This window comes from Streptomyces sp. CRN 30 (genome assembly GCF_034105845.1).
Genome location: NZ_JAVRHI010000444.1, coordinates 16755 through 28949, shown reverse-complemented (window position 1 = coordinate 28949; position 12195 = coordinate 16755). Strand labels below are relative to the sequence as shown.

Below are 12195 nucleotides of genomic sequence, written 5' to 3'. Positions count from 1 at the left end.
CCCCGGTGGCGGCCCCGAGCAGCCGTCGGGCGGTCCGGGCCCGCGCTGGGACCCGGCCGACCCCGCCCAGCGCCGCGCGCGGTACGCGCTGCTGAGCGGCATGTGGGCCCTGTTCTTCGCCCTGTTCAGCTGGCCGTACGTGGCGCTGCTGCTGGGCGCGCTCGCCCTGTACTGGGGGATCAGTGCCCTGCGCGCCAGGACCGGCACCGCCGACGCCGCGAACCGGCCGGCACCCGAGCCGGGTCCCGGCCGCCCGCAGACCACCGCCGCGGTGAGCGGCCTGGTCACGGCCTCGCTGGGCATCCTGCTGGTCGCCGCGTCCTTCGCCGCGCAACTGGTCTACAGCGACTACTACACCTGCCGGAACGACGCCCTCACCAACGCGGCCGAGAAGTCGTGCAGCCGGCATCTGCCGGAGCAGCTGCGGGGCGTGCTGGACGCGGAGGGCTGACGCCCGCCGGTTCTCCGGGATGCTCCCGGGTTCTCCGTCAGGGGGCGTGCGGGTCGTCGGCGTCGCGGAGGCCGTAGGGGGCAGCGGCGTCGTGCAGGCCGTAGGTGGCGTCGTGATCGTCGAAGGCGTCGAAGGCGTCGAAGGCGTCGAAGGTATCGAGGGCGTCGAGGGCGTCTGGAGGGTTCAGTGGGCTCGGCGGGCTCGGCGGATTCAGTGGGCTCGGCGGGCTCTGGTGGGTTCGGGGAGCGGCGGGGGCCGGGGACGTGGGCTGTCCGGGGGAGGTGTCCTCCGGACGGGGGCCCATCCGTGACTCCGTCCGGGGCTTCCCGCGCAGGGTGAGGCGGACGGCCGGTACGGGGAAGCGGAGGCGGGGGCGGGAGCGGGGGCGGAACCGGTTGCGGAGGGAGCCGGCATGCTCGTTCTCCGGGCTCGTGGGCCGAGGCGCGCTCGCCGTTCCGGCCGGGCCGGGACGTGGTCGGCGGCAGCGCCATGCCCGTACGACCAGCGCCGCGGGGACGGCCGTCGTCCAGACACAGGCCAGTGTCGCCGTCCCGGTCTGCCACCACACCGGTCCGAAGCCGGCGAGGGCGTCGTTGCCGAGCGGGCCTCCGGCCACTGCGGTGAGCAGGGCGACCAGTACCGCGCACAGCACCGCCGCGACGGTCGCGGCGACGGTCGTACGTCGCGCGGGCCACGCGTCGGCCGGGTCGAACGGATTCGCCGGGTCAGCCGGGTCAGCCGGGACGGACGGATCGGTCGTGGCGTTCGGGGCGTCCGGGCAGGGGCTGCCGGTGGACACCGTGGTCGCGGAGGCGGGCACGGGAACAGGTGCGGGGAAGGCCGCCGGGACCGGGGAGATCCTCGCCGGGAGCGGTGAAATGCCCGTCGGGACGGGCGAGGTGACCGTCGGGACCGGCGGGCGCGCGGGTGCCGTCGCCGACCGGGCCGTGAACCACCCCACCGCCACCCCGGCCGCCACCGGCACCGCTCCGACCACCCAGTGCCACGGCGTACCCGCGCCGGCGTCCGGCACCGCCGCCAGCAGCGGCAACGGCGGCAGCAGTGACGCCGGAGCCGAACCGAGCGGGCCGACGACATGGCCGGTGCCGAGGACGAACCCCGGCCCGAGCGCGTACGCCGCCGCCCACACGGCCGCGTTCGGCACCAGTGCGAGACAGAGCAGCAGGACGGAGACCTGACCGGCCCACCCGTCCGACAGTCGCGCGAACGACCCCCTCGCCGCCCCGCCGTGCCCCACCAGCGAGACCAGGAGCAGCAGCGCCCCGCCGCCGACGAGCACCGCCGCCCCGGCGCCCGCGGCCCGCGCCGAGGCACCCATTCGGGCGTCCGGTTCGACGACCAGTTCGCGCAGGCCGCGAGGGAGGACGTGCAGCGCCCGGCCGACCGGGCCGCCCGGCCGGCCGAACGCCGTCCACACGCCCGCGCCGGCCGCCGCCATGGTGACCAGCGGCAGCCACACCACCGCCGTCCAGGTGGGCCGCAGCATCCCGCCGTCCGCGTAGAGCGCCACGGGCAGAGCGACGGCGAGGTATCCGAGGACCACGCCCGTCCAGGCGATCCGCGCGGAGACCGGCGGCGGTCCCGCGTCCCGGTCCGCGCCGGGGCCGGGCAGGCCGCGGACGCCGACGGCGCCGGGCGGGCCGACGACGACGCCCATGCCGTCGCCCGGTTCGGTGGCGTCCCGCGCGGCCCGGTGCAGCAGCCACACCGGCAGGAGGGAGAGGAGCAGCGGGGTGACCCCGACGGGAGCGGGGGCTCCGGAGAGGGTGTCGACGCGCACCAGTTCGACGCCGTGCGCGAGGAGCCACAGGGCCGTGGCCGTGTGCAGGGCGCCACCGGGTCCGGTGTCGGGCGAGGGCGAACTGATCCAGAGCACCGTCACGAGCACGGCGAGCGAACCGAGGCCGAGCCCGGCGGCGACCGCGCCGCCCAGCAGCCCGGCGGCCAGCCCAGGTGAACGGTCGCGCCAGCGGGTGAGCAGCAGGGACAGCATCAACGTCGGTCGGCGAGCGGTCGTCGTGGGGGTCACGCCGGTCATGCTCCCAACGACACGCGCTTTCCCGTCGTAACAGGCGAAGCTCCGCTGTGTCGCTCAATATACGTTTATGTACTTTTTCGCACGGAGGGGCGCCTGGTGACGGACAGTCCTGCCATTCCGCTTCCCCCTCCCAAGGCACGCCGCCGCCTGCGCGAAGCCGCCTCGCTGACGCAGGCTCAGCTCGCGGCGCGGGTGGGGGTCACCCGCGAGACGGTACGCGCGTGGGAGACGGGCCGCACGACGCCGCGGGGCCGGAAGCGGGAGGCGTACGCGAAGCAGCTGGCCAGACTGGCCCGGGAGGCGTCCCCGGCGAAGAGAACCCCGGACAACGGCGCGACGCCCTCACCGACCCCACCGACGTCGCCGACCCCACCGATGTCGCCGACCGCGCCGACCGCGCCGACCGCGGTGGACATCGACGCGGAGGTGGCCGTCGTAGGACTGGACACCCCACGCGCGACGGTCCTCACAAAATCGGAGAAGCCGGAGGGGACGGCCGCAGGGGCTGCGGACCCCGCCGCCGGGCCGTCCGAGGACGGCGCTCCGCGACCCGAGCCGGGTGAGGGAGCGGTGAGCGGGCCGGGCCCGGCCTCTGGAGAAGGGGCCGCGGAATCCACCACGGCGGCGGCGAGCACGACCGCGGCGACTGCGGTTCCGAATTCGACCGCGGCTGCGGCTGGGGCTGCGGCTGCGACTAGGGCTGCGGCTGCGGAAGACGCGTCAGTCGTGGGCTCGGCCGAAGACGGTGCCGGTGATGGCGCCGACCCGGCGGCCGGGGCGCAGGCCGGGGCAGCCACGGCGCAGGACGGGCCGGCCGCGCTCACGCCCGCCGCGGCGTACGACGCGCTGTACACGTTCTGCGCCCCCGCCCTCGTACGCCAGACCTACCTCCTCACCGGCCGGTGCGCCCTGGCGCGCGAGTCCGTCGAGCGCGCCTTCCAGCTCGCCTGGGACCGCTGGCCCGAGGTCGCCCGCGACCGCGACCCGGCCGGCTGGGTCCGGGCGGCCGCGTACGAGTACGCCCTCTCCCCCTGGCACCGCCTGCGCCTGCGCCACCGGCGCCCCGAACCGCCCGCCCCCGACGCCGCCGGCCGCGTCCTGCTGGACGCCCTGCTGAAACTCCCCCCGTCCCACCGCCGCACCCTGCTGCTCTACGACGGGGTCGGCCTCGACCTGCCGGAGACGGCCGCCGAGACGGAGGCGAGCACCCCGGCGGCGGCGAACCGTCTGCTGAGCGCCCGCGAGGCCGTGGCCACCCGGCTGCCGGAGCTGGCCGACCCGACGGAACTGCACCGGCGGCTCGCCGAACTGGCGTCGACCGCGCGGCTGCGGGCGGCCGACCCGCCGACGGTGCGCAAGGGCAGTGAGCGCCGCGCGCGGTTGCTGACCCGGGCGGCGATCGCCTTCACCGCCGCCCTGATCGGGACGACGGCGCTGACCCTGCGGACGGCGCCCACGAAGTACGAGCCGCCGGTCCCCGCGGGCGAGACGGTGCGGGGCGTGCCGCCGAGGGTGGCGCCGGGCGCGCTGTCGGACGAGGAGATCGAGTTGCGCGGCAAACTGCGTGAGGAGTTGCAGGACGGGCCGGAACGGCTGGTGCCGCAGAGCCGCTGACCCGGTGCGCGCACGCGCGAGGGCCCGCCTCCCGGAAAGGGAGGCGGGCCCTCGCGCGTGCGTACGTCAGTAGTGAGCAGTCACTACGTGCGTGTGCCGCCGACTCAGCCGTTGAGGATCTCGCGGGCGAGCTTGGCGGTCTCGGTCGGGGTCTTGCCGACCTTCACACCGGCGGCCTCCAGGGCCTCCTTCTTCGCCTGGGCGGTGCCGGACGAGCCGGAGACGATGGCGCCGGCGTGGCCCATGGTCTTGCCCTCGGGCGCGGTGAAGCCCGCGACGTAGCCGACGACCGGCTTGGTCACGTTCTTCGCGATGAAGTCCGCGGCCCGTTCCTCGGCGTCGCCGCCGATCTCGCCGATCATGACGATCAGGTCGGTCTCGGGGTCGGCCTCGAACGCGGCGAGCGCGTCGATGTGCGTGGTGCCGATGATCGGGTCGCCACCGATGCCGACGGCGGTCGAGAAGCCGATGTCCCGCAGCTCGTACATCATCTGGTACGTCAGCGTGCCGGACTTCGAGACCAGGCCGATGCGGCCCGGCTTGGTGATGTCGCCCGGGATGATGCCGACGTTGGACTGGCCCGGGGTGATGATGCCGGGGCAGTTCGGGCCGATGATCCGGGTCTTGTTGCCCTTCTTGCCGGCGTACGCCCAGAACGACGCCGAGTCGTGCACGGCGATGCCCTCGGTGATCACGACGGCCAGCGGGATCTCGGCGTCGATGGCCTCGACGACGGCGTCCTTGGTGAACTTCTCCGGCACGAAGATGACGGAGACGTTGGCGCCGGTCGCCTCGATGGCCTCCTTGACGGTGCCGAAGACCGGTACCTCGGTGCCGTCGAAGTCCACGGTGGTGCCCGCCTTGCGCGGGTTCACGCCGCCCACGACCTCGGTGCCGTCACCCAGCATGAGCTTGGTGTGCTTCATGCCGGTGGCGCCGGTCATGCCCTGGACGATGACCTTGCTGTCCTTGTTGAGCCAGATAGCCATGGTGTTCTGATGTCCTCGTCCTGAGTGCTTACTTGGCGGCGGCCAGCTCGGCGGCCTTGTCGGCCGCGCCGTCCATGGTGTCGACGCGCTGCACCAGCGGGTGGTTGGCGTCGGTGAGGATCTTGCGGCCCAGCTCGGCGTTGTTGCCGTCGAGACGGACGACGAGCGGCTTCTCGACCTTCTCGCCGCGGTCCTCCAGGAGCTTCAGCGCCTGGACGATGCCGTTGGCGACCTCGTCGCAGGCGGTGATGCCGCCGAAGACGTTGACGAAGACGGACTTGACGTCCGGGTCGCCGAGGATGATCTCCAGGCCGTCCGCCATGACCTGGGCGGAGGCGCCACCGCCGATGTCCAGGAAGTTGGCGGGCTTGACGTTGCCGTGCTTCTCACCGGCGTACGCGACGACGTCCAGGGTGCTCATGACGAGACCCGCGCCGTTGCCGATGATGCCGACCTCACCGTCGAGCTTGACGTAGTTGAGGTTCTTCTCCTTGGCGGCGGCCTCCAGCGGGTTGGCCGCGGCCTTGTCGTGCAGCTCGTCCCAGTCGTGCCGGAACTCGGCGTTGTCGTCGAGCGACACCTTGCCGTCCAGGGCGATGACGTCACCGGAGGCGACCTTCGCGAGCGGGTTGACCTCGACGAGGAGGGCATCCGACTTGATGAAGGTGTCCCAGAGCGTGACGAGGACGTTCGCGACCTTGTCGGCGACCTCGGCCGGGAACTTCGCGGCCTCGACGATCTCGCGCGCCTTCTCCGGCGTCACGCCGTCGATCGCGTCGATCGGGGTCTTGGCGACGGCCTCGGGGCGGGTGGCCGCGACCTCCTCGATCTCCATGCCGCCCTCGACGGAGGCGATGGAGAGGAAGGTGCGGTTGGCACGGTCGAGGAGGAAGGAGACGTAGTACTCCTCCAGGATCTCGGGGGCCGTCTCGGCGATCATCACCTTGTGGACCGTGTGGCCCTTGATGTCCATGCCGAGGATGTCCGTCGCGCGGGCGACGGCCTCGTCCGCCGAGGCGGCGAGCTTCACGCCGCCGGCCTTGCCGCGGCCGCCGACCTTCACCTGGGCCTTGACGACGGACTTGCCACCGAGGCGCTCAGTGGCTGCGCGGGCCGCCTCAGGCGTGTCGATGACTTCACCGGCCAGCACCGGTACATCGTGCTTGGCGAAGAGGTCCCTCGCCTGGTACTCGAACAGGTCCACGCGCTTCCGTCCCTATCAGTGATCTCGCGGTTCGTTGGATGCGTGGGCGTGCCGCGAAGGGCAACGTGACGTCCGCTGTCACTAGGAGGGCGCACACGGTGTCCGAGCGCGCGGCATGTCCGTCTCGCAGGTTATCGCCGCTTGCGGGAGGTCTCTAAATCTCATCTCACACCTGAGCGGTGATACCTGTCACATGATGCCGCCCTCTCTGGCACGGGGTGCCGCGCGAGAGGGACAGGGGGATGAGCGGGGGCCATCGGAAGGCGTCGGCGTGGAAGGCCTCACCGGGCTGGGGTTGGCCCGGTGAGGCCGGTGAGCACCCCGGGGTCCGGTGGAACCGGTTCTCCGGGGCGGGGCGGTCGGTCCTCACCCATGAGGACCGACCGCCCCGACCGCGACCACCACCGCCACCGGACGGACCGACGGATTTCGGCCTGCGTCGAGCGGCGGAACGACCGCGGAGTCGAACACCCGGCTCAGGTGCGGGGGCCGGGCGGTACGGGGGTCATGGGAGTTACAGGGGTTACGAGAGTTACGGGAGTTGCGAGAGGGCTACCAGGGGCGCGGGGCACGGGCGTAGGGCCTGGCGGCGTCGGTCGCCGGGGCGTCGGGCCACCGGGACGTCGGTACGCCCGCGCAGCACTCGGATCGGACGGTCCGGGTGATCCGGTGTCCGGTGATCCGGTGTCCGGTGTCCGGTGATCCAGGCGGCGTGCCTAGGCAGGAGAAACGGGTATGTCCCGATACCGGTCGCGCGTACCGGTGGCGTCGGCCCGTTCGACCGCGCCGGGCGCGAGACGCAGCGGCACACGGACGTCGGCGGCGACGGCCGACGCGTCACCGTGGCGCGGAGTGCCGTGATCGCCGGCGGCCGCGTGTCCCAGTGCCCCGTCGGGATCCCCCGCGGGCAACCGCGGAACCGTGCCGGGCGCGTATCCGTCGGCCGCGACCGGCCGACCGCCCCGACCCGACCCGGCGTCCGAGCCCACCGTGGCGTCGAACCGCGGCCCGTACGCCCCGACCCCGACGACCGCCGCACCACGCCGGCCCTCACCGGCACGACCATCGGCCCGCTGTCCGCCCGCCGCCGACCCGGCCACCGTGTCCGCCGGCGATCCCGGCCCGGCCGACCCGGACCCGCCCGGCACGGCCTCCACCGGCGCGGGCAGCAGCTGCGCGGGCAGCAGCCCCGGAAGCGTCGGCCACACCGGCAGTTCCGGTATCACGGGGGTCTCCGGCTCGACAGGCGCCACCGGCAACGCGGGCACCGTCACCGTGCCCCCGAGCAGATCGGACACGAGCGGCAGATCAGAGATCACCGGCAGCTCGGCAAGGGCCGGCAACAGGTCGGAGACCACCGGAAGGTCGGACAGGATCGGCAGATCCACAAGACCCGGCAGGACGACGGATGACTGTCCCTGGTCCTGGTCCTGGTCCTGGTCCTGGGGCTGCTGTTCCGGTCTCTGACCGGGCGACTCGGACGGCAAAACCGGCGAGGCCGACGGAGCGGACGGAGGCGGCGTCACTGGTGTCGAAGGCGACGTGGGCGCAGACGTAGGCGTCGTCGCCGGTTCTGGTTCCAGATGCGGCTCCTGAACCACCGACTTCGGCTGGACTACCGCCTTCGGCGCCGAGACAGCCGCGGACGTCGCCCCCGCTCCCCCGGCCCCCTCGGCAGCCTCCGCCGACTGCCCGAAGAACAGCCCGAGGAAGAAGAGGAAGGAAAGGACGGCGGACACTCCGCCCGCCCACAGCACCCCTCGCCGCACACACCGCCCGGCCACCGGGCGCACCGCGCGCCGGGCGGCACCGAGCAGAGCGGCCGGCCAGGACAAGGGACACTGCCTCCCGTGAGCGGAACGAGGTGGGCGTCAGGGGTGACCGAAGCATGCGGCTCCGTCGACAAGCGCTGATCCTCGCACGGGAGTACGGAGTTCGCGCAAGCCCTTCGTTACCGGCAGGTAGTCACACGGTGCTCACACGGTGGCCGGTATGGGCAGCGGCCGCTTCTCGATCGCCGCCGCCATCACGTCCGGGAACAGGTCGGGCGTGCAGGCGAAGGCCGGTGCGCCCAGCGCGGCGAGCGCCGCCGCGTGCTCGCGGTCGTAGGCGGGCGCCCCTTCGTCGGACAGCGCCAGCAGGGTCACGAACTGCACTCCCGACGCCTTCATCGCCGCCACCCGCTTCAGCATCTCGTCGCGTATGCCCCCTTCGTAGAGGTCGCTGATCAGGACCACGACCGTGTCCGCGGGCCGGGAGATCTGCGACTGGCAGTACGCCAGCGCCCGGTTGATGTCCGTACCGCCGCCGAGCTGCGTACCGAAGAGCACATCGACCGGGTCGTCGAGCTGATCGGTGAGGTCGACGACCGCCGTGTCGAACACGACGAGCCTGGTGCTGATCGACCGCATGGACGCCAGCACCGCCCCGAACACCGACGCGTAGACCACCGACGCCGCCATCGACCCGGACTGGTCGATGCAGAGGACGACCTCCTTCTTCACCGACCGGGACGCCCGTCCGTAGCCGATCAGCCGCTCCGGCACGATCGTGCGGTGTTCCGGCAGGTAGTGCTTGAGGTTGGCCGCGATCGTGCGGTTCCAGTCGATGTCGTGGTGGCGGGGCCGACTGATCCGCGCGCTGCGGTCGAGGGCGCCGGTGAGCGTGGCCCGGGTACGGGTGGCGAGCCGCTTCTCCAGGTCCTCGACGACCTTGCGCACCACGGCGCGAGCGGTCTCCTTCGTCGTCTCGGGCATCGCCTTGTTGAGCGAGAGCAGCGTGCCGACCAGGTGCACGTCGGCCTCCACCGCCTCCAGCATCTCCGGTTCCAGCAGGAGCGCGGAGAGACCGAGCCGGTCGATCGCGTCGCGCTGCATCACCTGGACGACGGAGGAGGGGAAGTATTTCCGTATGTCCCCGAGCCAGCGCGCCACGGAGGGCGCCGAGGCCCCGAGCCCGGCCGAACGGTCCCGCCCTGTCCGCGGCTTGTCCCCCTTCCCGTAGAGCGCGGTGAGCGCTCCGTCCATGCTGGCGTCGTGCGGGGAGAGCGTGCATCCGGTGCCGTCCGCCGCACCGCCGCCGAGGACCAGCCGCCACCGCCGCAACCGCTCCGCCTCCGGCCCCTCCCGCCCTTCCGGCCGCTCTGGCCTCTCCGGTTGCTCCGGCCGCTCCGGCCGCTCCGGCGCGAGCGGCTGCCCCGGCAGTCGTACGGAGCCCGTCGTCACGCCGTCGCCCCCACCCGTCGTGTCTCCAACCATCGTGTCTCCAACCGACATGCCCCCATCCGTCGTGTCCCGGCCCGTCGTGTCCCGGCCCGTCGCATCCCAGCCCGCCGCGCCCTCACGTCCGCTGGTCACCTCTCCACCCCCACCAGGCCGTTCGCATCAGTGACCCGTGCCTCCCGGCCTCCGCCGGAGCCTCCGCCCGTCGTACGCCGCCCTGGTCGTCCGTCCGGCTCGGTGGCCGGTATCGCCGCTCCGGGTCCCAGCAGCAGCCGTACCACCGGCTCCACGGCGTCGGCCCGGTCGAGGTCCGGCTCGGGTCCGAACCCCGGGACCCCGCTGCCGCCGGCGACCGCGCCGGCCCGCGCCCCGGGACCGCGCCGGAGCAGTTCGCCGAGGGTGCGCCGTACCCCGGGTTCGTAGGCCGAGAACGTCCGCCGCAGCAGCGGCAGTACGTCGGTGAACGCCTCCCCCGGCACACCGGTCAGCCAGGCGTCGACCAGGCCCAGCAGCCGCTCGTCGTGGAGGAGCAGCATCCCGCCGCCGGAACCGCCGCCGACGAAGCCCTCGATCCAGGCGGCGGCGCCGGCGGGCGGCGTCCCCGGCGAGAGCGCCAGTCCCATGAGGCGGGCGGCCTCCTCCCCGGGCAGCTCCCCGTCGTCCAGCAGGAGCCGTACGGCGCGGCCCCGGATGCCCCCGGGAACGGTGTCCCGCGCGGACAGCACGGCGAGCACCCTGCGCCACCGGCCCCGCAGCTCGCCGTGGCCCGGGGCGGGATCGTCCCCCAGCAGACCCACCGCCGTGTGCACGGCGTCCACATGGCGCCGCATCTCCTCGGCGCCGTCGGCGTCCAGCGCGGCGCACGCCGGGGGCAGACCGACGAAGACCCGCTCGGCGAGGCCCGCGGCGACCTCGGCGAGCGCGCCGGTGTCCGTGCCGCGGACGTCGCCGTAGCGCAGGGACCGCACCAGCGCCGGCAGGGCCTGCGCGAGGTGGCCGACGTCCGTGTCGAGCGCCGCCCGGTCGGCCAGGACCCGCATCACCACCGGGAGCGCGTCGGGCAGTTCGGCCAGCAGGCAGCGCTCGGCGAGGCCGGTGACGTCCGCGAGGCCGGACGCGGCGACGGCGTCCGCCTCGGCCTTGGCGGTCGCCGCCGCGAGCACCGTGGTGCCCCACACGCCCGCCTCGGCGACCCGTACCGACAGCTCGGGTTCCCAGCGCAGCCGCCACGTCTCCCGGAACGTGCCCGTACCGGCCCGTGACGCCGACGGTTCCCCCCAGTCGATGCCGAGCAGCCGCAGCCGGTGCAGGAGCCTGCTGCGCTCGGCGTCGTTGTCCTTGCGCAGGTCCAGTTCCAGTTCGCGCTCCAGCGCGTCGGGCTTGAGCCGCAGACGGCGCTGGATCCGTGCCAGGTCCCGTTGGAGCGGGACCGCCGGTGCCGCCTCGGGGACCTCCCCCAGCACGTCCCCGACGACGAGCCGGTCGTGCACCAGCGCCAGCGGCACGTCCGAGCCCTCGCACATGACCGCGCGGACGGCGTCGGTCGTCTCGCTCAACCCGGGCAGCGGACGTCCGCGCATCACGGCGAGCGTCTCCGCCAGCCGCACCGCCTCGATGACGTGCGCGGAGGACACGGTCCGGTCCTCGTCCCGCAGCAGACCCGCGACCTTGGTCAGCCACCGCTCGACGGGCCGGTCCGGCGCGCCGAACAGGTGCCCGTACCAGCCGGGTGAGTCGATGCCCGCGCCGTACCCGCTGCTGCGGGAGAGCCTGCGGTGCGTCCACGGCACCCACGTCAGATCGACCTTGATCTTGGGCAGGCCCTTCAGCAGGGCCCGGTCGGCGGCGACGGTGGTCTTCCGGCGCAGCGCCGGGACGTGCCAGGCACCGCAGACGACGGCCACACCGTCGGGGAACTCGCGCTGCGCGGCGCGCACCTGGAGCCGCATGTACGCCTCACGCAGCGGGTCCCGGTCAGGAGCGCCGTTCGCCCCGCCCCCTTCATCCTCGCTCTCCGCGCCCCCCGCGCTCCCCTCGTCCTCCCGCAGCGCCGTCATCGCCTCCTCCAGGGCGGTGAAAGGGGCGAGCGGGTCGCCCTGTCCCGCGCCGCGGTGCTCGACGACGTCCTCCCACCAGCGCTCCGGGTCGTCGTACCCGGCGGCGTCGGCGAGCGCGGCGAGCGGATCTCCCCGCACGGCCGACGCGCCCTCGGGAACGCGGCCCGGATCTCCCTCTTCTTCCCGCTCCTGCTGCTGCTCCTCCCGTTCTTGCTTCTGTCCCTGCCAGGCCAGCGTGTGCGTGGCCGGCAGGTCGAAGAAGCGGACCGGTACGCCGTGGTCCAGGGCCCAGCGCAGAGCGACCCATTCCGGGGAGAACTCGGCCAGCGGCCAGAACGCCGAGCGGCCGGGTTCGTCCACGGCGTGGGCGAGGAGGGCGACCGGGGGCCGCATCTCCTCGTGCGCGGCCAGCGGAACCAGCGCGTCGGCCTCGGGCGGCCCCTCGATCAGCACGACCGCCGGCCGTGCGGCGGTCAGTGCCGCCCCGACCGCGCGGGCCGATCCCGGCCCGTGATGACGTACGCCCAGCAGCAGCGGCCCGGACGTCGTTCGCGCGGTCCCGTCAGTGCTCGCCACGCCCTTTCCTCCCCTCGAACGACC

At 73.8% G+C, this 12195-nt stretch carries 7 protein-coding genes and 1 pseudogene; 2 read left to right on the top strand and 6 right to left on the bottom strand.

What is annotated here, in order from left to right; genetic code table 11:
- Positions 1 to 451 (top strand): annotated as a pseudogene (locus UW392_RS49970) (hypothetical protein); the annotation flags it as partial.
- A 37-nt stretch (positions 452 to 488) separates the two neighbouring features.
- Here UW392_RS49970 and UW392_RS49965 read toward each other — a convergent pair.
- On the bottom strand, positions 489 to 2510 hold the full coding sequence (locus UW392_RS49965; RefSeq protein WP_320782059.1) for a DUF6350 family protein: 2022 nt from the start codon (positions 2508 to 2510) through the stop codon (positions 489 to 491).
- A gap of 96 nt (positions 2511 to 2606) precedes the next feature.
- Here UW392_RS49965 and UW392_RS49960 point away from each other — a divergent pair, with 96 nt between their 5' ends.
- Complete coding sequence (locus tag UW392_RS49960; protein ID WP_320782058.1) at positions 2607 to 4124, top strand: helix-turn-helix domain-containing protein; 1518 nt, start codon at positions 2607 to 2609, stop codon at positions 4122 to 4124.
- 104 nt (positions 4125 to 4228) lie between these two features.
- On the opposite strand, the gene sucD is transcribed toward UW392_RS49960, so the two are convergent.
- The 5 genes from sucD to UW392_RS49935 form a co-directional block, all read right to left on the bottom strand.
- A complete protein-coding gene (gene sucD, locus UW392_RS49955; protein ID WP_320782057.1) occupies positions 4229 to 5113 on the bottom strand; it encodes a succinate--CoA ligase subunit alpha in 885 nt (294 codons plus the stop codon).
- A 28-nt stretch (positions 5114 to 5141) separates the two neighbouring features.
- Positions 5142 to 6317 (bottom strand): ADP-forming succinate--CoA ligase subunit beta, encoded by a 1176-nt coding sequence (gene sucC / locus UW392_RS49950; RefSeq protein WP_320782056.1) that lies wholly within the window; start codon positions 6315 to 6317, stop codon positions 5142 to 5144.
- 716 nt (positions 6318 to 7033) lie between these two features.
- Positions 7034 to 8152 carry a hypothetical protein gene (locus UW392_RS49945; RefSeq protein ID WP_320782055.1) on the bottom strand — a complete coding sequence of 373 codons (1119 nt, stop codon included), beginning with the start codon at positions 8150 to 8152 and terminating at the stop codon, positions 7034 to 7036.
- A 141-nt stretch (positions 8153 to 8293) separates the two neighbouring features.
- Positions 8294 to 9574 carry a VWA domain-containing protein gene (locus UW392_RS49940; protein ID WP_320782054.1) on the bottom strand — a complete coding sequence of 427 codons (1281 nt, stop codon included), beginning with the start codon at positions 9572 to 9574 and terminating at the stop codon, positions 8294 to 8296.
- Positions 9575 to 9669: 95 nt separating this feature from the next.
- Complete coding sequence (locus UW392_RS49935) at positions 9670 to 12171, bottom strand: DUF5682 family protein (protein WP_320782053.1); 2502 nt, start codon at positions 12169 to 12171, stop codon at positions 9670 to 9672.
- Positions 12172 to 12195 lie beyond the last annotated feature (24 nt).